Raw genomic sequence first — 24,902 nt, 5'->3', positions numbered from 1 at the left:
GAGAATCTTCTCTGAGTCCTTCTTTGTTATTCTTGTATATTGCAATCATCCCTTTCCCTTACTATAGTTAGCTCAATATAAGCAGAAGATAGAAAATCTCAAAAAGGCAAGGAGTTTGCCCCATGGAAGGCGAGCAAAATATAGGAGTTGAGTTTTTAGGTGACTATAAAATTCTCTGTTATTTGCGAAAGAGCTTATGGTGCCAAGATATTCTTGCTGAGCACCGTTTTATTAAAAAACGCTATATTCTGAAATTGCTGCATCCCGAGCTTTCATCATCTGAGATATTCATGAATGCGTTTCATGAAGCTATTGTCAAATTGGCGATGGTGAGGAATCCGGGGATTATCTCTATAGAAAATGTTTCACAAGCAGATAATCAATATTTCTTGGTAACTGAAGAGAAAGAAGTTCCAACTCTTTCTTTGACTCAATACCTTTCTAGTTGTTTGCAGGGGCTATCAGAATTAGAAATTAGGGATCTTGTCTACCAGTTTGCTGAGATTTTAGATTATGTACATTCTAGAGGATTAATTCATGGTGGTCTTAATTTAGATTCTGTGCATGTAGATCTTTCTAGACAATCTCCAAAGATATTTTTACCGGAATTAGAATTTTCTTTTTTACTTAAAGATCGATACATTAATCATCTTTTAACAGAGTCTCCAGGAAAATCTTCTTTTGACGAGTTGCGACAGATATTTTTGTTCCAAGCTCCAGAACCTATATCGGGAACAGTTGCTGAGGACATTTATGCATTTGGGGTGATCGTTTATTTTCTATTGTTTAGGCAATTCCCTCAGGGGGTATTTCCTTTACCTTCCGAAGCTTTTCCCGAGTATATTTATGATTGGGATCAACTAATTAAGCTCTGTTTAAGTTATTCTATAGATCAGAGGCCTAAGAAATTAGTTCCTTTGATTATGAAAAAAACATTAGGAGAACAATTTCTTAGTGCTAAAACACAATGCACGGAAGAAACGCTCAGAGAAATATGCGAAGAACCTCATGCTCCAAGTATGGAAAAGGTCTTTCAAGCAGGTGAGAGTCAAATAAATGAAGAGATTTCCGATCATTTAGAGTTCGTCCTTGTAGAAGCAAAATCCATAGATGAAGTTATGAATACTTCTGTAGATTCTGAAGAAGAGATAGTTAGGGAAGATGAAAGTTATTCTAATGCTCTACAATCATTATTAATACGAGAACCAGTTGTTAGCCGTTATGTAGAAGAAGAAAAAGAAGAGATAAAGCCACAGCCTTTATTCACAGAAATGGTGTTTATTGAAGGTGGAGAATTCACACGGGGGAGTCGTGAAGGACAACGTGATGAACATCCTATACATGAGATTTTCCTGCAGAGCTTTTTTTTAGATATCCATCCTGTAACAAATGAGCAATTTGTTCGTTATTTAGAATGTTCAGGAAGTGAACAAGATAAATATTATAACGAACTTATCCGTCTCAAGGATTCACGAATACAACGGCGTTCTGGTAAACTTGTTATAGAACCTGGCTATGCTAAACACCCTGTTGTTGGTGTTACATGGTACGGAGCTTCTGGCTATGCCTCTTGGGTAGGAAAACGGCTTCCTACGGAAGCCGAATGGGAAATTGCTGCTTGCGCAGGCGTAACCCAGCTACGTTATCCATGTGGTGAAGAAATAGATAAAAGCCAGGCAAATTTTTTTAGTTCTGATACGACGGCAGTGATGAGTTACCCCGCCAATCCCTATGGATTATATGATATGGCAGGAAATGTATATGAGTGGTGTGAAGATTGGTATGGTTATGATTTCTATGAGATCTCTGCTCAAGAATCTCATACTCCGCAAGGTCCTGCTCAAGGTGTCTATCGCGTATTAAGAGGCGGCTGTTGGAAGAGTTTAAAAGATGATCTTCGTTGTGCTCATCGTCACCGTAACAATCCTGGTGCGGTAAATAGTACCTATGGTTTCCGCTGTGCAAAAGGAGTTAAGTAAACACTGCATGCAAAGTACGTATTCCAGGGAACAGTATTTATCTCTGTGTAAAGATATCGAAGAAGATGATTATCGTTATTATGTTCTTCATAATCCCATAATTTCAGATTATGACTATGATATGAAAATGCAAAAGCTTCTTTCTATAGAAGCTCAGCATCCTGAATGGAAGGTATTGTGGTCACCATCCATGCGTCTTGGAGATCGTATTTCGGGGAGTTTTCCTGTCATCGCGCATTCTCATCCCATGCTTTCTATTGCTAATGCCTATACTTTAGAAGAACTTAATGATTTCTTTTCTCGTGTAGAGAAAACCTTAGGATATATTCCTGTATACACCTTAGAGCTAAAAATCGATGGTATTGCCGTAGCTATTCGTTATGAGCAGGGGATTCTTATTCAGGCTTTAAGTCGTGGAAATGGTCGTAAGGGGGAAGATATTACGGCAAATATTCGTACAATACGTTCTCTTCCTCTACGTTTACCAAAAGAAGCTCCGGAATTTCTTGAAGTTCGTGGTGAGGTATTCTTCACACGAGCCACTTTTGAGCAGATAAACGCTGCGCAAAGATACGCTGAGAAGCCAGAATTTGCTAATCCTAGAAATGCCGCTGGAGGTACGTTAAAGCTTTTATCTGCTAAGGAAGCAGCACAAAGAAATTTAGAGCTTTCTGTTTATGGATCTTTATCCGATGAGAATACAGAATCACATTACAATAACCTTATGCTATGTGAGACATGGGGGTTCCCTATATTTGGACAGCCACGACAATGTAAAACTATAGATGAGGTAGTGAAAGCTCTTGATGAGATAGAAGCTCTTCGTGATCATCTACCCATGGAAATCGATGGTGTTGTGATTAAAGTAGATAATACAGAGGATCAGAAAGTTTTAGGAATGACTGCGAAGCATTATCGTTGGGCATTGGCCTACAAATATGCTCCAGAGCAAGGCGAGACTATTTTAGAAGACATCTTGATTCAAGTAGGTAGAACGGGAGTATTAACTCCTGTGGCTAAGCTACGTCCGGTATTTTTGTCAGGATCGCGAGTTTCACGAGCTTCTTTGTATAATGAAGAAGAAATTGAACGGAAAGATATCCGTATTGGTGATACCGTATATGTAGAAAAAGGCGGGGAAATTATCCCTAAGATTGTTGGTGTATGCTTAGAAAAGCGTCCTGAAGATACACAACCCTGGGTGATGCCAGAATACTGCCCAGTATGTCATGGAAAGGTAACTCGTGAATCCGACAAGGTTTCTGTGCGTTGTACGAACCCTTTATGTTCTGCAGGAGTCATAGAGAAAATCTGCTTTTTTGTTGGAAGAGGAGCTCTAGATATCGATCATCTTGGAGAGAAAGTAATTAAGAAGCTCTTTGATCTCGGAGTAATCCATAGATATTGTGATATTTTCCAAATTACTGAAGAAGATCTCCTTCAAGTTCCAGGATTTAAAGATAAATCAGTAAAGAACGTTCTTAAAAGCATAGAAGAAGCCAAAAATGTCTCTTTAGATCGTTTTATTGTGGCCTTAGGGATTCCTTACGTAGGTATTGGAGGGGCTACAGCTCTTGCCCAGCATTTCCTTACTTTAGAAGCCGTGATGAAAGCTTCTCTAGAGGATCTAAAGGCGATCGAGGGAATTGGAGATAAGGTTGCTGAGTCTATAGTTGCTTACTTTGGTCAGGCAGACAATATTGAGGAGATTCAGAAAATGCTTTCTCTAGGAGTAAATATTTTGTCATACCATAAGGAAAGTTCATCATGCTTAGGGAAAACTTTTGTTATTACGGGTACTCTTGGGAAAATGACAAGGTCCGAAGCTGAAGCCTCTATTCGTAATTGTGGGGGAAAGGTGGGTTCTTCGGTCTCTAAAAGTACAGATTATCTCGTTGTAGGGGAAGATCCCGGGTCTAAATTTAAAAAAGCTCAGGACTTTGAGATCCCTATTTTAAATGAAGATGATTTATTAAGAATTCTTTACCCCAGATAAGATCCTGTCCTTTTTATCTTTTTGTTAAGTTCTTAACTTTCATTATTAAGTAAATAACCGCTCTATTCTTCTCTTATATGATTTAATATAAATTCTTATAAGGTTATAATACTTATCTAATAATTAAACATTTTTTTAAAAATTATTTATATCTCGAGGTAATCTGTGTCTGTTTTTCTCGCCAACGGAGATACTAATCAAAATCCTCAGGGACCGTTATTTTCTCCAACGTCTCCCCTAAGCTCAGAGGCTACAGGGATACGTGCCTCATTAACCACTCAACAAGCTCTTTTGGATGCTGTAGAGGGAGAAATTGCCTCTATGGAGCAGACGGATCTGAAAAAGATGCGTCTATATAGGATTGCTCTTACTATTTTGACAGTGATTGGGATGGCGATTCTCTTTGTCATTCCTGTAGCTATGGTTTTCAACGTAGCTATATGGATTCCTATCGTAATTACTTTAGGAGTATCTTTAGTTAGTCTAGTTGTCACCAATAAGCTAAAATCTCGTTGCGAGGAAATAAGATTAAAATATCGTTCCCTACAGGTCTATCGCAGACATCTATTTAGCAAACACCCAGATTTAAAAAGTTCGACTCTATCTAAGTATCATGTTGAGCTTTCTAAAGGAGAATCATTAAAAGAGAAGCTGCTTGCTCAATTGCGTCCAGACATGCATCAAGCTTCTAATGACGGAGGTGTTGCTTTAGATCGGAACTTAGGTTTGGCTGGGGAAATAAATTCGCGTTATCAATGTGAAGCACTTTTGGGTATAGATAGTGTTAATAGTGCTGCTTGGCAAAAATGCCTTACTGAGGTGTTGCAAGCTAAAGTAGAACTATTAAAAAATAATTCTGCCTACGCAGCTTTGCGAGGTCTCTCTAATTCCGCACTACAAGAAACCGGAGTAGATTTACCCTCATTACTTCCTGGAATGAATTTTATAGATCTTGCCAAATCTTTAATGAGTATTTGTGGATTCGGAAATAAAGTTGGTTTAGAGATCCGCCAGTCTATCGATCAATACGAGCGTACATGCTTACATAGTAAGACACTTTCTTCCTGGTTATACGAGGCTTCTCCAGCAACACGATTATACCTGTCTCAAGAACAACAAACTATCGATGTTACTTTGAATATGTTCACAAAGCTGCAAACGCATGTCAATAAAGTTCAGTTTGCTGATTGGGTAATGCAGTTTGAAAGTTGGCAACAGGATGTTCTTACATTCACTGCGAATCCCACTCTTAGTCTACATAAGAAAATCATATCAGATGCAAATAAGCTTAATATTCATGAGGGGGTAGATAAACCTCGCCAGGCCATGGTAAGAAATATTCTTATTCATCTTGAGGGTATAATCACAGAACATCAAGCTGGAAACTCTGTAAATGTAGATAAAATAAAAACAGCTCTTGAAGAGTCTATAAAGACAGAGTTCAGGAAGATGCTTAAATCTCTAGGAGGAGACAGACATTCGAATCCTGCAGATTTATCTAATAAAGTACAGAAGGAGTTTATCGGCTATCTTGCAGATCTTGGGAATTTGAGCCCATTATTTGATAAGATTTATAAGTGTATACAGATTGGAAAGTTTGTCCGTATGGATATGGAAAAAGCTATCCAGAGTCATCCTGATAACCAACGCATTAGAATTTTAAGTTCTATAGACCAGTTATTAAACTTAGTGAAGAAGGATAATTGGGGAGCTGTATCCACGAAATCCGTAGAAGAAATTCTCAAGGAAAAAAATGAGATTGTACAAGATTTAGAAAAGGTACGACAAAAGGTTGAACAGTGGAGTGGTAAGTACAATACTTTTAAAGCGCAGAAGATGACTCGAATCTTAATGAATGATTTTTCAGAGAGTTATTCTACAATAGAGTCTCAGATTGATAAATTATGGAAATCACATCACAAAGCTAATGATATAGAAGATTTCATAAATGGTTGTCGTGGTTTTTTAGATACTACTTACGGCGCTCTTGGAGGTTCTAACAGTCTTCCTACTAAAGAAGAAATCACTGCGTGGTCGCAAGAGTTTAAAACTCTGACTAGCGAACTAGACGGTGTAATTCCTGATCTTCAATCTATAGGGCAAAGAATTCAAGCTGAGGGTGCCTCAGGGAAAAGCATGTTGCTACAGGCGATTAGCAGTAGAGAATCTTCTTTAAGAGATGCCTCTAAGAAAAAAGAAGCAGAGCTTATAGCTGCAATTAAAAAAGGGCACTCTGGAGTTCAGGAGAATATTACTACACTGATTGATAATGGAATTACTCAGATACAAGCTCTCCTTGGAGGGATGGTAGATTTAGAACAATCTCTAAATGATCCGGATAACATCGTTGTTGAAGAGGTGATTCGTGCATCTAATCATCTATTTACAGTTATGCATAGTCCTAAATCTACTAAATTAGGAGATTTAGAAACATTATTGTCATCTCGTTGTGAAGGTTTTATTTCTACAGCAGCTACAGAGAAGGGAGAAGCTACAGAAAGTACTGCACAGACAGTTAGCGATGCTCAGAAAGTCAGTAAGAGTTTCTGGGAAACGCGGAATAAAGATTTAGAGGGTTTCTTAAAGCAAGTACAAAAAATTGCTAATAAGTGGAATATGGGACAATCTATTGTCATGTTCGTTTTAGGGCTATTTCTTCTTATTGCTAGTTTATCCTTATTATCACTGCAGATGGTCTGGTTACCCGTAGGCCTCAGTGCTATTGCCCTTGTTTTACAGATCATTCCGATGTTCTTTAATCGTGTGATTGAGAAAAAGACTTTCGATGTACGTGTAGCATCTCTAGCAAAAGATTTGTTACCTTCAACAAAAATTCTTACTTCAGAATTCGATAATGAGGATGTTCAGCGTCTTTCTCAGATTCAAGATATCTTGCAGTTGGAAGGTTATGAGCAATCTTGGGCTAGAGGAATTATTAAGGATTTAGATAGTTACCCTACAGACAAGACAAACAATTTCAAAAAATCAATCAAAGAACTTAAGAGTTCGTCGAAATCTTTAGATAAAAGTATTAAAAAACGTTTTGGAACTACTGATCTTCAAAGTGTTATAGACCGCAAGAAGTCCACCGCAGAAGTAGATGCAGCGAAGCCGTCTCCAGCTTCCCTTCAACAAGTACAGGCTTCTGCAGTAAATAGAGTTGCTAAGAAACCCGAAGATCTTGCTAGAGAAGCTTCAATAGCTTCACGTCAACGTCGTTTAGATGAGATTATAGTAGAGATTGCTCGTATAGAAGAAGAAGAGAATAAGATAGTAGCCTATCGTCTCCGCTATAGTGGTGAGATGACGCGTTACCAACAGCAATCTGCTTATTATAAGCGTTTGCAAAAGCAATTTGACGAGGTTAAAACACAATTTCCAACATTAGAGAAGGATTTCGTTGAGAGCCAAGGAATAGTGGATATACTTACCCAGGCATTATCGCAATTACCTGCTTCACAAACGGATCCGAAGGAAATCAATAGTAAGCTTGATACTCTTACTCAGCTAATGTTTAAAATCTATGATCTGCATACGAACCCTAATGATGAGCAGGAGGCCAAACAGCGTTTTGATAATTTAGTCAAAGAAGCTGCCGACAGAGGGAATCTTCAGGAGCTTAAAGATGCATTGGAATTATCCGCGTGTTTGGGGAATAACGATGTGAGATTAGATCAAACACGTAGAGACCAACTATCTCATTTCAAACTTGCTAGAGCGACTTCACTACCAAGTGGCGATACAAATGAAAATATAGGAACACAACGACCACATTTGATGTCACAGAGATCCATAGTTGGTGAGCAAGAGCTTGAGGTGCGTAAGAGAGCGCTAGATTTCTTGGGTATGAACAATATCTCCCCATTTTTAGAATTTTCTTCTTCTTCTATCTACGGTAAAGGAGGTTCTTTAGCTCAAGATACTTTGAAAGAGCTTCAACTCCTAAAATTAAAGATGGATTCTGGAAATGAGATCCTTCCTGAAGAATATAAAAAGGCAAAAAGACTCCTTTCATCTTACTTGGAATTAGAAAAGCAATTATCTCCATTAGCTTATGGAACGTTATTGGGCGATGAGAACTTTATTAAAAGTGCACAGATAATGAGAGAAAAGCAATCTCTCCAGGAAATTGTCGGTATCAATATTACTGTAGGTCACCATGACCTATGTTCTTTAGCAATAAAACGAATTGATAAATGGATAACTAAGAAAGCCAGGAGGGAAGAAAATCGCAACCTGGTTGCTAGTTTATTAGAAACTATCCGTATTCATGAAAGTTCCAATTCTTCCAATAATCAGGAGAAGTTACGTAATCTGTATGGTAAGCTGTCAAAACTTCCTAAGCATGTTTTAATATACATAATGAAGGAATACAAGGTTAAAGCGTTAATGGTTACGCAAGAGATACAAAATGCTAAGGAAATACAAAAACAACTTGTTAAGGTTTCTAGTGTAATCGAGGAGAAGGATAAGATGTTCACCCAGAATCGCGCAAACTGGGAAAATGAACTGCAAAGTTTATCTCAAGTACTTCAAAATTTGCAGTTAAGAAAACAGCAGCTAACTCAGGAAAGAGCTAAGCTTCGTGATAGATTGTTCTCTGATGAGATCGATTAGATAGGGAGAGGGGAGTTTACTGTATCTGGAAATGCCAGATATTTTCAGATACAGTATTCTCTTAATCTACTTTCTCTGCGGCAAATATCCGCAATAGATACGAGATAAGCTCGTGTAATTTGAATTTATGCGTTCTATAGCCAATATAGCAATCAGGACGGATAATAAATAATGAGTCTGGATTTGCATGATAAAGATTAGCAATCTTTTGATCTTTAGTAACAATTACTTCTAACCACTCACCATATTCTTCTTTAAGAGCTTGTTCTAAGTCGTTACGTTCTTTAAAGAAGATTAGAAGGTGTTTCGTACTCTTTAAACCATCTAACAGATAATTTCCATTTTCAAGCTGGGCGTTAATGGCACGCATTCCAGGACTGGGACCGAGAACTTCCTTATCTTGGGAAGACATTTTAATAATATCACTATTTTGATACTTCAATGCCTTATGTGGAGGATAATAATACTCTCCTCCAGCAACATCTAATTGACGGCAGCCCTTTAAGAAATAATACATAAGAGCTGGTGCATAAAGATTAGAGAACAATAGATTTTTAGCGCGTCTTTGTCTCTTCTCACTGAGATGAGGAAGGATATTCCCACTTTCATTTTCTTTAGCTGTTATTAGGTATTTCGATGCTGCTTTTTTTACAACAGGAATAAGCTTCCAGGTTAGATTAAAGGCAGCGTGGATATTCGAATTTATTCCAGTAAGATAAGAATAATTCAAGTTATTGGCTAAAGTACCGACGAACAGGAAGTTGTTATAATCCGCAGGATATTGGTGAAAAGCAGATTTTACATAGTAATGTTCATCAGCAACAGCAAGATTGTAATTATAGAGTAACTTCTGTTTGTGTTTTATTGATAGGGGATAAGAGGTATTGGTTAAGCAAAGTTGCTTGGATCCCTTTTCATGATTATAAAAGACGAAATTTAAAAAACTTTTTGAGCTAGGAACAAGATGGATATGGCTTTCTTCAAAAGGTTCTCCTTCATCACAATGAACAAAAAGAACTTCTTTTACCTGCTTACGTAGTTTTAGCTGGGTTTTAAACAAATCTCGAATATCAGGATCGCTGTCAGCTTCACTAGCAATAACCCATTTAGGATTATAAATTTCTCGATTTTCGAAACTTTGAGATGTCTTTGTACTCTCAATAAAAATGCTATTGTCGACTAATGTAACAGGACGTGTTCCCCAGTGGATAGCACCGCCGTTTTCTTCAAACTTATGAATAAGATGTTTGGTTAATTCTTGATAAGAAGTCGATAAAGCAAAAGGAAAACGGGATTCTGATGCCTGGTTAAACTTAAACAATACTGTACGTTTTTTCCAGTGATAACGAGCTCCAAAGAGCTTGTGTCCCTTCTCTACAAGATTATCTAATAAACCTGCGTTATCTAGAAGCTCTAAAGAAGAACACGATAAAACAACAGGTAACTCCCTGCAATCTATAAAACCAGGATCATCTGGAGAATCTCGATGGTCAATAACTTTTGCAAGAATACCATGCTGAATAAGCATGTTTGCTAAAATGAGACCTGTGGGGTTTGCACCCATGACTAATACATCTGTCATATCGATCTCTATAAGTAGAAGACGCGAATAAACCCAGTATAGAGAAAAGGATCTGATGAATCAAGCAGGGAATGTTTTAGAAAAACTTGTCCGTGTATTTCTTCATGAAAAGTATTTTTAAATAGACACATTAGATTTAAGGTAAGTTACAAAATGGATTGAAAATACTCGACTATATCGTTGACAATCTCATTTAGATGAGGAGATGAGCCAAGATTGTGATCCGTATTTTCATAAGTTTTAAATTCTGTATTTCCAGGTGCTGTGTTTTTAAATAAATCACGTTGAGTTAAAGAAACTAAATTATCCTCAAGACCCTGTAAGTGTAAAATAGGTATTCTAACGGGTAGAGAATTTAAAACAATATGATCTTGAAGAGAAAGAAAATCTTTCACATCCTCTTCACATACTACTAGGGGGGCTGGGCCAAATCCGAAATCTTTTCCAAGATTGCCCACGATATTGGTGTTATTTTTTACAGCTTCATACATTTCTTTAAATAGAATAGCTCCATCTGCAACCGGTGCCCAAATACTTATGGCGCGAATTTGAAACTGTTTGGGGCTGTAAAAACTTGCTAAATGAAACGCTGTGTGGCAGCCCAGGGAGAAACCCGCGATACCCAATCTATACGGATTGATTTCGGGATACTGTGTTACAGCATAAAGAATATCTTCACCATTTCTTAAGTAGGTTCTAATAGGCACTTCGGTAGCAATACCTTCACTGTTGCCGCATCCGGCCATGTCAAAACGTACACTAGCAATTCCTACTTGAGCTAAAGAACGTGCAATCTTCCTATAAGATCCTGTTAACCCACCGACTGTGCTACCACGGAATCCATGAAATAAGATAACCGTAGGGTAACCGTCTTTTGGCATTGGAGTTGTTGGTAGATGTAGAGTCCCTACAAGATTGTGTTCTCCGCTTTGTATATTAACTGCTCGGCAAATTTCATTTTTCGGAGTTTTTGTTGTATTGATAACAAGTAAGCTGTCGGGAATTTCTGGGAACCCAGGGATTTTAATTGCTTCAGCTTGACACGCGTTTGCTATTATGAAAAACAAAGAAATAAATGCGGATAATTTACGCATTTTAACAAACATGGAAAACAACCTAATTAAAAGCTAACTAAAATAGGGTTTTATATTTTTTTTGTCAATGGGCAGAAAGTGAAAAACGGAATAAAATGGTACCACAAGTTGATTTTTATAAAAATTTTTAATCTTTTAAGATCTCTAGATAGAAGATTCTTGTGTTTTCATTAGGTGAACGATACACTAGCCCCTATTTCGTTTTAAAAAGATCTCTTTGTCAGGATATTATGCGGTACGATCCTAGTTTGATAGAAAAAAAATGGCAGGAATTTTGGAAGGAGCACGAAAGCTTCAGGGCAGATGAGGATAGTAATAAACCTAAATATTATGTATTAGATATGTTTCCCTATCCTTCTGGAGCAGGATTACATGTTGGTCATCTGATAGGCTATACTGCTACAGATATCATAGCTCGTTATAAAAGAGCTAAAGGATATTCAGTTTTACATCCTATGGGTTGGGATAGTTTCGGATTGCCTGCAGAGCAGTACGCTGTTAGAACGGGTACACATCCTAGAGAAACCACGCAAAAGAATATAGAAAATTTTAGAAAACAACTTTCTGCTATGGGATTCTCCTATGATGAGGGTAGAGAGTTTGCTACTAGTGATCCAGATTATTATCGTTGGACGCAAAAGTTGTTTCTTTTTCTTTATGAAAGAGGTCTTGCCTACATGGCAGATATGGCAGTCAATTATTGTCCCGAATTGGGAACGGTTTTGTCTAATGAAGAAGTGGAAAATGGTTTATCGATAGAAGGAGGGTATCCTGTAGAGCGCAGGATGTTGCGCCAGTGGATTTTACGTATCACAGCTTATTCCGATCAGCTTTTAGAAGGTTTAGAAGAGCTCGATTGGCCAGAAAATGTTAAACAGCTTCAGAGAAATTGGATTGGGAAATCTGAAGGAGCTCTTGTTCGTTTTGAAGTGAATAACCAAAACTTTTTAGAAGTATTTACAACGCGTCCCGACACCATATGTGGTGTATCATTTTTAGTAATTGCTCCGGAGCATCCTGAGGTCAATCAATTAATTTCTGAGAATCAGCGTGAAGCCGTAGAGAGCTATATCCGTATTGCTCAAAGTAAAAGTGAAAGAGATCGTATAAGCGAGACTAAAGTAAAAAGTGGAGTATTTACAGGAACATACGCTAAACATCCTATAACTGGAGCAGATATTCCTATTTGGATTTCGGATTATGTGATTTTAGGTTATGGCTCTGGTGTTGTTATGGGTGTTCCTGCCCATGACGAAAGAGATAGAGAATTTGCTGAAACCTTCTCTTTACCTATTTGTGAGGTTCTTGATCAAGATGGGTATTGTGTTCATAGTAACTATGGAGACTTTCATTTAGATGGTCTTAGAGATCAAGAAGCTAAAGACTACATAATTGCTTATTTGCAAAAGAAAAATTTAGGGGAAGCTAAAGTTGCTTATAAGCTGCGTGATTGGTTGTTTTCCCGACAAAGGTATTGGGGAGAACCGATCCCTATTATTCACTTTGAAGATGGTACTTGTCGTCCTTTAGAAGACGATGAGCTTCCTTTATTGCCTCCTGAAGTGCAAGATTATCGTCCTGAAGGTTTTGGTCAGGGACCTTTGGCAAAAGTAAAAGAGTGGGTGGATATCCATGATATAAAAACTAATCGCCTAGGCAGACGCGAGACACATACTATGCCACAATGGGCAGGATCATGTTGGTATTACCTACGTTTTTGTGATGCACACAATTCTCAAGCTCCTTGGTCTAATGAAAATGAAAGATATTGGATGCCCGTAGATCTATATATTGGAGGTGCAGAACACGCTGTTTTACATCTGTTATACTCACGTTTTTGGCATCGAGTATTTTATGAAGCTGGTATGGTTTCTACTGCAGAACCATTTAAAAAACTAATAAATCAAGGTTTGGTTCTCGCGACTTCGTATCGAATTCCTGGTAAGGGTTATGTTTATCCTGAAGATGCTCATGAAGATAATGGTAGATGGACGAGTACCTCTGGAGAAGAATTAGAAGTACGTCAGGAAAAGATGTCTAAATCTAAGTTAAATGGAGTAGACCCTCAGATCCTTATCGATGAATTTGGTGCAGATGCATTACGTATGTATGCAATGTTTTCAGGGCCCTTAGATAAGAATAAGCTTTGGTGTAATCAAGGTGTTTCTGGCTGCAGACGTTTTCTAAATCGTTTCTATGAAATGGTGACGTCATCTTCTGTTCAAGATATAGATGATCCTAAAGGAATGGCTTTAGCACATAGATTGGTCCACCGTGTGGATGAGGATATTGAAAAAATGTCTTTAAATACTATCCCATCTTCTTTTATGGAGTTTATAAATGAATTTATGAAGCTTGATATTTATTCTAAATCGGCCTTAGCTATGGTTGTGCAGGCTTTAGCTCCTATAGCCCCGCACATTAGTGAGGAACTATGGACAGCCTTAGGTTATGCTCCTGGTATAGATGCTGCAGGATGGCCGAAAGTAGATCCTAAATATTTAGAAGATACTTCAGTAACATTTGTAATACAGGTAAATGGAAAGCTACGCGCGCGTTTAGATATTGATAAATCAACTTCTAAGGAAGATGTCCTATCTTTAGCAAAAGAAGCTGTCGCTAAATATCTAGAGGATAAAGAAATTAAGAAGGAAGTTTTTGTTCCTAATAGATTGGTGAATTTTGTTCTATGATCAAACGTCGACTTACTAAACTACACACTTTCTTATATGATTGTTTTTTAATTTTTGCATTTACAGTAGCGCTTCCCAAAATTCTTTATAAAAGATTCGTTCATGGTAAGTATAAGAAATCATTAAAAATTCGTTTCGGTTTAAAGAAACTTCAGTTGCCTGGAGAAGGTCCTGTAGTTTGGTTTCATGGGGCTTCTGTAGGTGAGGTATCTCTTCTTGTTCCTATTGTACAGCAGTTCATGAAAGATTATCCTCAGTGGCGTTGTGTTGTCACTGCCTGTACTGAATCTGGACACGAGAACGCGGAAAGGTTGTTCGGGCCTATGGGAGTTACAACCTTCATTTTGCCTTTAGATTTAAGTTTGATTATTAAACCTGTCGTTAGAGCTATTTCACCATCTTTGCTTGTATTTTCAGAAGGAGATTGCTGGCTAAATTTTCTAGAAGAAGCAAAAAAGATAGGAGCTACAGCAATCGTGATTAATGGGAAACTCTCTGCAAATTCTTGCAAATGGTTTACAATTTTAAAGCGATTTGGCAGAAATTATTTCTCTCCTATAGATGGATTTTTACTTCAAGATGATCAACATAAAGCACGTTTTTTACGTCTTGGTGTTGATGAAAAGAAAATAACGGTCACAGGAAATATTAAAACCTATACAGAACCTTCCTCTGAAAATAACAAACGGAATTATTGGAGAGAGAAGCTCCAAATATCTCAGGATACAGAGCTGCTTGTTTTAGGCTCCACACATCCTAAGGATGTTGATGCTTGGATTCCTGTAATTCGTCAACTTCGTCATAGAAATCTCAAAGTGCTTTGGGTGCCTCGTCATATCGAGAGAACTAAAGAATTGGAAAGTCTCTTAGTAAAAGAAAATATTTCTTATGGATTATGGAGCCAAGAAACTACATTTGATAACAATGATGCGATTATTGTCGATGCTATAGGTTGGTTAAAACAGCTATATTTTGCTGCCGATCTTGCTTTTGTCGGTGGTACATTTGATGATAGGATAGGGGGACATAATCTTTTGGAGCCTCTACAATGTGGTATACCGTTAATTTTTGGTCCTTATATTAAATCTCAATCAGATTTAGCGATGCGTTTATTATCGATAGGAGCAGGTTGCTGTTTAGATGAGAGAAACATGTTAGAAGTAGTAACTTCTTTACTTGATCATCCCGAAGAGAGGGTTGCTTACGTTCAGAAAGGTAAAGCGTTCTTACATGAAGAAAGAGCAGCTTTTGATTGCACTTGGAAATCTTTTAAAAGATATATCCCTTGTGTAAAAATATAAGATTTTGCTAAAGTCTTTTACTTATCGCGGGATAGAGTAGTGGTCATCTCGTTGGGCTCATAACCCAAAGGTCGGAGGTTCGAATCCTTCTCCCGCTATTGATTTTACCATCTAGTGTGGCGGTATAGCTCAGATGGTTAGAGCAGCAGAATCATAATCTGCGAGTCGTTGGTTCAAGTCCGACTACCGCTATTTTTCTTCTATAAGCATCTTTTTAGAGAGTAGTTTTTTGAAGTAGCCAGCTATGTTGCCTTAAAAGGTGCTTATTTTTCTTATCTCTTACCTTTTATTTTCCCATAGCAATGTTAATGGTCTTTGATCTACTAAGCGTTCTTCACCAAAATATTGTAACGGTCCTGGGAAGCAATAAAGATCTTCCATTAAACACGTGTCACTTTGATTTAACAGATACTGTACTTCTGGAGCGTTAGGATTTACAGAGTCGGTTTTAATTACTGGAGTATCTTCTCCTAAGCGATGTTCTAACTGCATCATTTTATATAGAGGTGTAGCACCGCCAATCCATTCACTATAGGAACGAGCGAGGTTATTGATAGTCACCATGTAACCTGTTCGTTGTCTGACGAGGAGAAGAGCAGAAATAATTCCTAAGGCTAATCCATAATTTGCATCGAAGTTTGAGGGAAACCCCGCTCGAGATTCATAGCCAAAAAAGTGATTCACAGGTTGGAATTCCATTTTTGGTTCTATTTTCTGGATTTCTTTTTTTATTAATGCAGCTAAGAGTTCTTCGGTGGCAATTTTAGATACACGCACATTTCCATAAGAATCTCTAGCAATAAGTAATTGATGAGCAATTTCTATAGGTAGAGAAGAAAATGTCTTCAGAGACTCTGGAGAAAGCTTTTTATTCACATTTTCTAGATTCAGATTATTATCTAATAGTAAAATATTGAGTTCATTGATGAGTTTTCTTGTATCAAATATATGTTCAAGTAAGCCTTCAGGAATAAGTATCGTACTATAATTTTTCCCTGATCTATAGCGATTTACTAAGCCCATAGCAATATGTTCGCTAAGCTTTTGTAGGGAAATCTTTCTCATAGCGATATGTTCACTGATGAGAGTAACATTGGGCAAGGTCTGTAAACTACATTCTAAGGTTGTATAAGAAGCTTTTTGTCCCATGAGGCGGACGAAATGATGATACTTCTTTATAGATAAAGTATCTTTTTCTAAATTTCCGATCATCTCTGAATAGATGCGGCAGGAAGTGTGGAAGCCTAATGGTGTTTCAATCCAGAAATTTCTGAGATCCCCGTCGATAGTTTTAGGTACTCCCACAATAGGGATATTGCAGTTATGCTTAAGGAAATACTCAGCAAGCATTGCTGTGTCGGTATTAGAATCATTTCCCCCTATAATGAGTAAACCGTCAAGTTTAAGCTTTTTTACGGTAGCGAGAATAGTGCTTTTTTGTTCCTTAGTTTTGATTTTCTCCTTACTTGAAGAGAGCATGTCAAAACCGCCGACATTGTAATAATCATAAATTACAGAAATATCGAGATCTTTATATAGCCCGCGCGTTAGTCCCAAAGGACCTTGGATAAACCCATAGAGCTTTGTTTTGGGATTGAAAGCACGTAAGCCTTCAAAGAGTCCTATAACCACGTTATGGCCTCCAGGGGCTTGTCCTCCGGAAAGTAAAACACCAATTTTCAAAGGTTGTGAGGGTGTAGCTTCTCCTTTTGTGATAGTCACTTCAGGGATGGCACATAAATTAGGAATATATTCTTGAAGGTCTTTAGGAATGGAAGGAGACTCTGTAGAATCTACAATGTGTAGCGATGTAATTCCCTTTAAGAAACTTAGCGTTTCTGGGCGGTAATGCAAACGTTGTAATTCAAAATAACTTTTATTTACAGAGAGAAGCTCCATAGGTAGTTCCTAGGGAATAAGTTGATGTTTTAACCATTGTACAAGTTCTGACAACATAGAGCAAGACTGAGGAATATGGTGTCCTGTATTTGGATACGTACGTATCTCACAAGGATTCGGTTTGTGGCTCATAGCCTCGGCGAAGATTTTTTGATGATGTAAAGACACGGTTGTGTCGTCTTCTCCTTGCATATGGAGTATAGATAAAGAATCTGAAAATTTCGGAATTTCTTTGATCACATCCATTTCAATAAATTGTGAGCAGAAGGTTTTATTTATTGGCATACCTGCATAGAGAATATCTTCTGAGGATGGAGCGTGGGTAATTAGGTTATTAGGAATGTTGATAGCTTCTTGTAACCATATAGCACCTTGAATTGTTGGTGCCCATACAGCAAGGCTTTTTACATACTGTAAGGTAGGCATATTTAATAAAGCTAATGTTGCTCCTAATGAAGAACCAAAAACAGCAATATTTTTTGTATTAATATTATTTAAGCCATAACCATAGGAGATAATTTCATTTGTGCTAGTGATATAGTCATTAAATGAAAAATCATATAGAGAACCCTCTGCATCTCCATGTCCAGGAAGATCAACACGTAAAACTGCTATACCGCATTCTGTTAATTTCTTAGCGAATTGTACATAAGTACGTTTAGAACCAATTTTACTTGAGGCTAATCCATGGAGAGTAACAACTAAAGGATAAGGAGGAGAAGCTTGTAGTGGCGTATGGAGAATACCGAAAGTTGTAATATTATTTAGAATGTTAAATTTAATAACATGGCGTTGTTCATGTTTGTGGCATGTAGTGCTCATTCGGTTCTGCATCTCTTGAGTTTATGGAGGCTATCACATGTTAATTTAATTTTTTAAAAAGAATTCGTCGAGAACAAACTCTAATTCCTTACTTTTATAATTCTATCTACAGATAGCAGATCAATAATCACAGTCAGGTATTTCCATACAGATTGAACATCTTTTTTGCCATTCATTATGATTAAGAAGAAGAGTTAGTGGAGGGAAATGATCAGAATGCGAATTGGGTGGGGTATCAATTTGTAATGGTCCTAAGAAGCGATAGGAATCTTCAAGAGCCCAGATTTTTCTATATAATTTAAATTTAAGGAAAGCTGGACTGCTTATATCGATTAAGCTTTTTTTTATTAGAGGTTTTATAGTTCCGTCTGACTTTTTCTTTGTTGTAAACATCTTCACGATGGGCATAGCACGTAATCGCCATTTATCCACTATATTAATTAGAGATTCGATAACTGTGAGATAACCGTTACATCGATTAAATGTCAGTACTCCTGCACCATAGCCTAGAGCATAGCTATAGGTATTATCGAACTTAGTGGGTAAACAGGATCTTCCTTCATAACCTAAGAAGTGTGAAATCGCATTAAAAGGAACATGTTTGAAATTCTTTTTTAAGTGATTATCTACAAGATGGATGAGAAGTTTATCGACGCTAATTTTAGATACATAGACATTTCCGTGAGCATCTCTATCATTAAGAAGCTGGTTAGAGATAGTCTCAGGGAAGCTTTTGAGTAATTTTTGAGATTCTCGAGATAGTGAAGAGAATTTATCAATATCTTCGGGAATTCTTTCTATCTCTTTAACAAGATTATTGATCTCAGGAATAAATTCAATAATACCCTCAGGAATAAGAATGATCCCATAATATTTCCCCATAGCAGCTCTATCGGCAATGATTGAGCATATCTTATGAATAATCGTTTTCAAGGGGACGTTCTTCTCTGCGATTTCTTCGCCTATTAGAGTGATGTTCGGATGAGTTTGTAAAGTACATTCTAAAGCGATATGAGATGCCGATCTTCCCATAAGCTTTATAAAGTGATAATGAGCTTTGCACGATAGTGTATCTCTTGAGATATTGCTAATGATTGAAGAGTAAAACTTTGTTGCTGAATCAAATCCAAAAGTAAGATCTAGAAATAGATGCTGAAGATCTCCATCGATGGTTTTAGGAACGCCTACAACGCACGTTTTAGGGTAATGTTGAGAAAAGTATTCCGCAAGGATTGCGGTTGCTGTATTTGAGCCATCTCCACCAATAATTACCAAACCGTCAAGATCTAAAGCTTTCACGGTTTTTAAACACGCAGCTTTGTTTTCTTCAGTGATGATATTTGTTCTTCCTGTTCCTATACAATTGAATCCTCCGGAATTTCTAAAGCATTCCATAAACTCTTCAGTAATTTCTACCGTGTCGTTATTCAGAATTCCCTGACCATTATTTAGAAAACCTATTAAGGAGCTATCCGGATGGATTTTTTTTAAGCTATGTAATAGTCCCCAAATGACATTATGTCCACCAGGAGCAGGTCCTCCGGATAGCATAACACCAACTTTTAATGGGTATGATGGTGACGGAGTTCCTGAAGTGAATTTTAAATAGGGGCTGTCGTAAGTATTAGGAAATAGATTGGCAACATCGGCATCAAATTTAGGAGAAAAACGTAGATCATTTGTAGGAATTAGAGAAGGGAATTTCTGTAGTTCTCTAGGCAAAGAAGGCATGCCTGGAATAACTACACCATTGAGATCGCTAGAGTTCGGATGCATAACAATTAATGGATACGGTTATTTTCGTAAGTTAGCTGTGTTTTTCTTTATCAACAATGAGAAAACCTTCGTATAGAAGGTTTTCTCGTTGTGAAGGAATGTTCAGTTTAGATAAGACCGAGGACTTTCCACCATAAGCTACCGATCCCTATCCAAATAACAATATTTACAATGCTGAGGACAAAGCCAGATCTCCACCAATCTTTAACTGAAACAAGTTGAGATCCAAAATAGAGAGGAGCTGGTCCTGAACCGTAATGCGTGAGACCACCAAAAAGGTTACTTGAAAAAGCGAGAACTAAACAGGCAAAAATGGGGTTTGTTCCTAGTGATATAGAAACAGCCAGGAATACTGGGAACATAGCTCCAATATGTGCCGTGTTACTTGCAAATAGGTAGTGCGAGTAAAAGTACATAAGGAAAAGAATAGGGAAACCTACTTTCCAAGATAATCCTGAAACTCCTGCAGCTACGGAATCACCGATTAGAGGAATAAAGCCAAGCTGATTTAGGAAGGATGCCATCATAATAAGAGCACCGAACCAAATAAAGGTTTCCCAGGCAGTGGTATTGGCCATAACATCTTTATGCCAATCTAAAATATTTGTGATAATGAGTAGAGATAAACCAATTAAGGCTGCTGTTGTTGCCGAGATTCTTAATAAGTCGCCAAATGTCCATAAAACAACAAGGAGAATAAAAATCATTAAGATAATCTTTTCACCTTTTTTCAAAGGTCCCATCTCTTTAAGACGTAATTTTGCTGTACGAATTGCTTCTTCACAGGAGCTGATTGTTGGTGGGTAGAGCTTATAAAGCACTATAGGCATAAGCACTAAACTAAGTAATCCAGGAATCACTGCTGCTTTTGCCCATGTTGCCCAAGTTAGTGCAACTCCTGCATTACTTGCTAAGGCTGCTACCAAAGGGTTACCTGCCATAGCTGTAAGAAACATTGCACTGGTAATTACAGAACTTTGGTACGCTACTTTAATTAAGAAAGATCCGATTAAGCTTTCAGTACCTTTTTCTGCAGAACTACCAAAAGATTCTGACAGTCCCATAACTACAGGGTAAAGAATACCACCAGAACGTGCTGTTACACTGGGAATAGCGGGAGCAAGAAGGAAATCTGTAATTACCAAACCATAACTTAACCCTAAAGGATTTTTCCCTAATATACTTACAAAAAAGTAAGCAACACGTTCTCCAAGCCCTGTTTTAATAATGCCTTTTGCTATAGAAAACGATAAGAATACCAACCAGGCTATAGGATTATGAAATCCCGATAAGCCTTGTTCTAAGGTTAAGGTTTGTGTAAGTAAAAGTGTAGAAATCCCAATAATGACTATGGCGCCCATAGGCAAAGGCTGTAGGATAATGCCTAAAATTGTTGTTGTGAATACAGCAAATAAGTGCCAAGCATTGGGATTTATCGCTTCCGGGTGAGGACAAAACCATATACCTAAGAGTACGAGAGTGAGGAATAAAAGAGATAGGAAACGTTTTTGTTTATTCACTTGGGACCTCTTTGCGTTATAGTCTGTTGGAAAATCCCGGGAGGGTTAGGGCTCTATAGGAAAATCTTCGAGCCATTTTTCCATTTCTTCTAAGGTGTCATTAATGAGTTCTGGCGAGGATAGAAGTTCTTGAAGACAGGACTCAATAGTTTCTTCATTTATGATATTCGTGACATCTTCCATACTTATGAAAGTTATATCTACGAGACCAGCGTTAAAAGCTTTACTAATTGGATAGAATAATTCTCCGGGGTATAGTGCGCATATAGCAGCTATGAGACTATCCCAAGCAAAAGAAGGACTTTTTTCTAACCTATAGTTTAGCAATTCTCCAAAATAACGAATAGTTGCATCTCTAGAGATTTTTTTTATTCCTACAAGATGCACAAGACTAGAAATCCCTGCAGCTTTTACGTAAGGATTAATTCCTGGAGACTCTATAAGCTCTTTAATCAAAGATTCATCATCACATACGCTAGCGAAAATTCTTGGAAGGTCTTCAGTAAGAACGTCTCCAGCAATTGCGTGAGGCGTATCATCAGTATAGGAAAAGAGCTTGATAATTAATGGAAGAGCGCGAGTTTCGCGAAATTGTGCTAGTAGATACATAGCATAGAGATGCCCTTGATAACTACCATCGTTGATTAATTCGGGCACACGCTCCGTAGCGTCTTCAAGGATCTGAAGTAAATAGGGGGTAATTTGCGTATGTTTGACGATAGCAGCTTCTATAGCTTCTCTGGGAAGGATCCCTTCGTCGTAAGCGAGGTCTTCCAAGATATGAGAGATTTCCATCGTCAATGATGCTCCATTTCAACGGCTGTTAGTTTGATTCGTAGCATGCTCAACTTCTTCCTGTCAACGATTTACACATAACGCCTAAAGTGCTCAATAACGATTTTCACATGCTATTGAGAGGCAATTCTCTAAGTAATGTATAAGACTATTTTTATCTTTGTAATTGCTGTTTTACAATTGTGTAATTTAAGACAAATTGTAAGATGAGTATGCAACGCAGTATACATAACTCTTCACATACTACAAAGAACTTTAGACCTTCAGGTCACGTCTAATTTCTTTTGTCTAGTTTAAATAAGTACTTTTTCTTGAGATGTATAGGAGGGATTACATTCGGCATCTTCTAAAGAAAATATCGGTATGGCATCAAGAAGTTCTTTGGTTTTTGCATGTTTAGGGTCTAGGAAGATTTTTTCTCTGGGACCATATTCTACGAGGGATCCTTTATCCATAACAGCAATCGTATCTGCAATGTAATAAGCTGCTGACATATCATGAGTAATGAAGAGAAGCGTGCTTTCACATTGTTGTTTTATTGTTTGGAAAAGCTCTAAGATGAGTGATTGATTAAGGGTATCTAGAGCAGATATTGGTTCATCACAAATAAGGAGATCTGGTTCACATACCAAAGCTTTTGCGATTGCTACACGTTGTTTTTGACCACCACTAAGTTTGTGAGGTTTTAATCGTAGTACGGATGGCGGTAGGTTAACAAGCTGTAAAACACGTTGGATTTTTTCTTTCTGTTTCTCTTTGGAGTAGGTTCCTATGATATGCAGGGGTTCTAAAATAAGATCTTCGATACTCATTGTGGGATTTAGACTGGAATGTACATCTTGCCAGACAATTTGTACTGTCTTTGCTTTTGGTGTTTTAGGATCAACATGAAAGGTAATAGTACCTTGATTAGGTTGTATTAATCCTAAAATGGCCAGAGCTAGTGAGGACTTTCCAGATCCACTTGCACCGACAATTGTTAGACATTCTCCTTTTTTCAATTGTAAGTTGATATCATTGAGAATGATTTGCTTCCTAATTGAAATGGATAGATTGTTTATAGTAATTAAATTAGTCATGAACTGTCTGCAGGGTATCTGTATTTCTTAAAGTTTCGAGCTTTGCTTTTAAAATAGGTGAAGAAGAGGCTGTTAGAGGGATTTTCGATACAGCTTTTAAAAGGCGTTTTGTATAGGGATGTTGTGGAGAAGAGAAAATCTCTTTTACGCTTCCTGTTTCTACAAGTTGACCATCTTTAATAATTGCAATATCGTCACAAAGCTCTGTTACTAATGCGAGATTATGGGTAACTAACAACATTGCTGTATTGTTCTCTTTATGGACTTTACGTAATATGCGCAATACTTGAGCTTGCGATACAGAATCTAGAGCTGTTGTAGGTTCGTCAGCGAGAATTAGTTCTGGAGAGCTTGCTAAAGATATAGCGATTACTGTACGTTGGCGCATACCTCCACTTAGTTCAAAAGGATAGAGGTGAAAACAGCGTTCTGGATTAGGTATGCGTACGCTTGCTAATAATTCTATAGCTTTTGAATAAGCTTCTTTTTTGGTTATGGGATTGTGTTGTCTTAGGGTTTCTACAATTTGTGCTCCTATACGCATAGATGGCGTAAGAGATCCCATGGCATTTTGCAATACCGTAGCTATTTTCTTGCCTCGGATCTTTTGGAAATTTTTATACGACATTGTCTTTAAGTTCTGATCTTCAAAGAAGATATCACCCTTTACAATCTCACAATTATCTGGAAGAAAGCCGAGGATTGCCTTAGTGATTGTTGTTTTCCCTGACCCATTTTCTCCAACTAAAGCTAGACTATGCTGTTTTCTAATTATAAGACTGAGATTGTCTATCAGTAATCTACGCGGATTATTCGATGCTATTGTGAGATTCTGTATATTGATTAAGGTATCAGGCATGAGAGTTTTCCTCTATAAATAGGGCTTTTGCTCCCTCTCCAATAAGGTTAAAGCTTATTGAGAGTGTAATCATGAAAAATGATGGAATGAAAAACAACCAGGGGTAGTAGTCAATAGCATTAATACCTTCTTTTACTAGGGTTCCTAGGCTAGCTTGTGGAGGTTGAATTCCTAAGCCTAAAAAGCTAATGAAAGCTTCTGTATAGATAGCTCCAGGAATAGTGAAGATTAGCGTGGAGATAATCGGAGTAAGAGTGTTGGGTAGCAGGTGTTTTCTTAGAATATGGAGTGTAGATGCATTCATAGTCTTCGCAGAAAGTACAAATTCTTTATTTTCCAATAGTAGAAATTGCCCATAGATAATTCGTGCTATGGGTATCCATCCTGTGAGTGTCATGGCAAGAATCAGGGGAAGAATCCCATGATCAAAGATAACAAGAAGAAGAATGATGACGGGAATTCTAGGAATTGAGAATAAGATCTCGGTAATACGCATCATTAAAAAAGCAACTTTTTTCCCTGAGGATAATGCCACCGTAGACCAAAGAAGTCCTACAAAGACATCTATAAGGGTTGCTGTTACTGCGATTAATAGTGATAGGCGAATGCCTTGAATAGTTCTAGCCAACATACAACGTCCTAGAGAATCTGTTCCGAAGGGAAACATTTTCCCTGGTTGGGCTAGAGTGTGTTCTAAAGATGTCTGTTCATAATTAGGATAAATCCATGGGAGAACAATGGCGCTTAGAATTAAAGTCCCAAGTATGGAAATTCCTACCATGAACATGGTATTTCCTTTCATACGTTGCCAAAGAGTAGGTTGAGAAGATTTTAAAGGAATATCCATGAAGTTTTTTAATCGCCTTATTTGTTTCTTTTAGTTTTGTTTA

The 24,902-nt window shown here is 37.5% G+C and carries 15 protein-coding genes and 2 tRNA genes; 7 read left to right on the top strand and 10 right to left on the bottom strand.

All coding sequences use genetic code 11. From position 1 onward, the window contains the following. The first annotated feature begins 122 nt into the window (after positions 1 to 122). The 3 genes from O1W69_RS05285 (at position 123) to O1W69_RS05275 (ending at position 8,592) form a co-directional block, all read left to right on the top strand. Entirely contained in the window at positions 123 to 1,979 is a 1,857-nt protein-coding gene (locus O1W69_RS05285) for an SUMF1/EgtB/PvdO family nonheme iron enzyme (protein ID WP_375793507.1), read from the top strand. A 7-nt stretch (positions 1,980 to 1,986) separates the two neighbouring features. After that, positions 1,987 to 3,975, top strand: coding sequence for an NAD-dependent DNA ligase LigA (gene ligA, locus O1W69_RS05280; protein WP_375793506.1), 1,989 nt, complete (start codon positions 1,987 to 1,989; stop codon positions 3,973 to 3,975). Between the two features lie 165 nt (positions 3,976 to 4,140). After that, a complete protein-coding gene (locus O1W69_RS05275) occupies positions 4,141 to 8,592 on the top strand; it encodes a hypothetical protein (protein WP_375793505.1) in 4,452 nt (1,483 codons plus the stop codon). Between the two features lie 61 nt (positions 8,593 to 8,653). On the opposite strand, the gene O1W69_RS05270 is transcribed toward O1W69_RS05275, so the two are convergent. Together O1W69_RS05270 and O1W69_RS05265 are read right to left on the bottom strand one after the other, a co-directional pair. Further along, positions 8,654 to 10,174 (bottom strand): FAD-dependent oxidoreductase, encoded by a 1,521-nt coding sequence (locus tag O1W69_RS05270; protein WP_375793504.1) that lies wholly within the window; start codon positions 10,172 to 10,174, stop codon positions 8,654 to 8,656. A gap of 146 nt (positions 10,175 to 10,320) precedes the next feature. Then, positions 10,321 to 11,268: an alpha/beta hydrolase gene (locus tag O1W69_RS05265; protein ID WP_375794008.1), complete on the bottom strand. Its 948-nt coding sequence runs from the start codon at positions 11,266 to 11,268 to the stop codon at positions 10,321 to 10,323. 230 nt (positions 11,269 to 11,498) lie between these two features. Here O1W69_RS05265 and leuS point away from each other — a divergent pair, with 230 nt between their 5' ends. From leuS to O1W69_RS05245, 4 genes are all read left to right on the top strand, one after another. Further along, positions 11,499 to 13,961 carry a leucine--tRNA ligase gene (gene leuS / locus O1W69_RS05260; protein ID WP_375793503.1) on the top strand — a complete coding sequence of 821 codons (2,463 nt, stop codon included), beginning with the start codon at positions 11,499 to 11,501 and terminating at the stop codon, positions 13,959 to 13,961. Next, positions 13,958 to 15,262 (top strand): lipid IV(A) 3-deoxy-D-manno-octulosonic acid transferase, encoded by a 1,305-nt coding sequence (gene waaA, locus O1W69_RS05255; protein ID WP_375793502.1) that lies wholly within the window; start codon positions 13,958 to 13,960, stop codon positions 15,260 to 15,262. The genes leuS and waaA overlap by 4 nt, the downstream gene beginning before the upstream one ends. Positions 15,263 to 15,287: 25 nt before the next feature. Further along, positions 15,288 to 15,360, top strand: a tRNA-Met gene (locus O1W69_RS05250). Positions 15,361 to 15,380: 20 nt separating this feature from the next. Next, positions 15,381 to 15,454 (top strand) — tRNA-Met (locus tag O1W69_RS05245). Between the two features lie 87 nt (positions 15,455 to 15,541). Here the strand turns inward: O1W69_RS05245 and O1W69_RS05240 are convergent. The 8 genes from O1W69_RS05240 to O1W69_RS05205 form a co-directional block, all read right to left on the bottom strand. Further along, positions 15,542 to 17,161, bottom strand: a complete 1,620-nt coding sequence (locus O1W69_RS05240) for a diphosphate--fructose-6-phosphate 1-phosphotransferase (RefSeq protein WP_375793501.1) — start codon at positions 17,159 to 17,161, stop codon at positions 15,542 to 15,544. A gap of 9 nt (positions 17,162 to 17,170) precedes the next feature. Beyond that, positions 17,171 to 17,983, bottom strand: a complete 813-nt coding sequence (locus tag O1W69_RS05235) for an alpha/beta hydrolase family protein (protein WP_375793500.1) — start codon at positions 17,981 to 17,983, stop codon at positions 17,171 to 17,173. Between the two features lie 120 nt (positions 17,984 to 18,103). After that, positions 18,104 to 19,759: a diphosphate--fructose-6-phosphate 1-phosphotransferase gene (locus O1W69_RS05230; protein ID WP_375793499.1), complete on the bottom strand. Its 1,656-nt coding sequence runs from the start codon at positions 19,757 to 19,759 to the stop codon at positions 18,104 to 18,106. A gap of 107 nt (positions 19,760 to 19,866) precedes the next feature. Further along, entirely contained in the window at positions 19,867 to 21,279 is a 1,413-nt protein-coding gene (locus O1W69_RS05225; RefSeq protein WP_375793498.1) for an anion permease, read from the bottom strand. A 45-nt stretch (positions 21,280 to 21,324) separates the two neighbouring features. Continuing rightward, on the bottom strand, positions 21,325 to 22,080 hold the full coding sequence (locus O1W69_RS05220) for a DUF1186 domain-containing protein (protein ID WP_375793497.1): 756 nt from the start codon (positions 22,078 to 22,080) through the stop codon (positions 21,325 to 21,327). A gap of 287 nt (positions 22,081 to 22,367) precedes the next feature. Beyond that, positions 22,368 to 23,153: an ABC transporter ATP-binding protein gene (locus tag O1W69_RS05215; protein WP_375793496.1), complete on the bottom strand. Its 786-nt coding sequence runs from the start codon at positions 23,151 to 23,153 to the stop codon at positions 22,368 to 22,370. After that, complete coding sequence (locus O1W69_RS05210; RefSeq protein ID WP_375793495.1) at positions 23,146 to 24,012, bottom strand: ABC transporter ATP-binding protein; 867 nt, start codon at positions 24,010 to 24,012, stop codon at positions 23,146 to 23,148. The genes O1W69_RS05215 and O1W69_RS05210 overlap by 8 nt, the downstream gene beginning before the upstream one ends. Next, positions 24,005 to 24,859: an ABC transporter permease gene (locus O1W69_RS05205; RefSeq protein ID WP_375793494.1), complete on the bottom strand. Its 855-nt coding sequence runs from the start codon at positions 24,857 to 24,859 to the stop codon at positions 24,005 to 24,007. Before O1W69_RS05205 ends, O1W69_RS05210 begins: the two co-directional genes overlap by 8 nt. Positions 24,860 to 24,902 lie beyond the last annotated feature (43 nt).

Source organism: Chlamydia sp. 12-01 (genome assembly GCF_042234205.1).
Classification (GTDB): domain Bacteria; phylum Chlamydiota; class Chlamydiia; order Chlamydiales; family Chlamydiaceae; genus Chlamydia.
This window is presented reverse-complemented; position numbering and strand designations above follow the sequence as displayed.

Bases quoted from the DNA above. Each gene is read 5' to 3' on its own strand.
- O1W69_RS05205 (WP_375793494.1), bottom strand. From the start codon at position 24,859: ATGGATATTCCTTTAAAATCTTCTCAACCTACTCTTTGGCAACGTATG.
- O1W69_RS05230 (WP_375793499.1), bottom strand. From the start codon at position 19,759: ATGCATCCGAACTCTAGCGATCTCAATGGTGTAGTTATTCCAGGCATG.
- waaA (WP_375793502.1), top strand. From the start codon at position 13,958: ATGATCAAACGTCGACTTACTAAACTACACACTTTCTTATATGATTGT.
- O1W69_RS05285 (WP_375793507.1), top strand. From the start codon at position 123: ATGGAAGGCGAGCAAAATATAGGAGTTGAGTTTTTAGGTGACTATAAA.
- ligA (WP_375793506.1), top strand. From the start codon at position 1,987: ATGCAAAGTACGTATTCCAGGGAACAGTATTTATCTCTGTGTAAAGAT.
- O1W69_RS05235 (WP_375793500.1), bottom strand. From the start codon at position 17,983: ATGAGCACTACATGCCACAAACATGAACAACGCCATGTTATTAAATTT.
- leuS (WP_375793503.1), top strand. From the start codon at position 11,499: ATGCGGTACGATCCTAGTTTGATAGAAAAAAAATGGCAGGAATTTTGG.
- O1W69_RS05270 (WP_375793504.1), bottom strand. From the start codon at position 10,174: ATGACAGATGTATTAGTCATGGGTGCAAACCCCACAGGTCTCATTTTA.
- O1W69_RS05215 (WP_375793496.1), bottom strand. From the start codon at position 23,153: ATGACTAATTTAATTACTATAAACAATCTATCCATTTCAATTAGGAAG.
- O1W69_RS05265 (WP_375794008.1), bottom strand. From the start codon at position 11,268: ATGCGTAAATTATCCGCATTTATTTCTTTGTTTTTCATAATAGCAAAC.
- O1W69_RS05240 (WP_375793501.1), bottom strand. From the start codon at position 17,161: ATGGAGCTTCTCTCTGTAAATAAAAGTTATTTTGAATTACAACGTTTG.
- O1W69_RS05210 (WP_375793495.1), bottom strand. From the start codon at position 24,012: ATGCCTGATACCTTAATCAATATACAGAATCTCACAATAGCATCGAAT.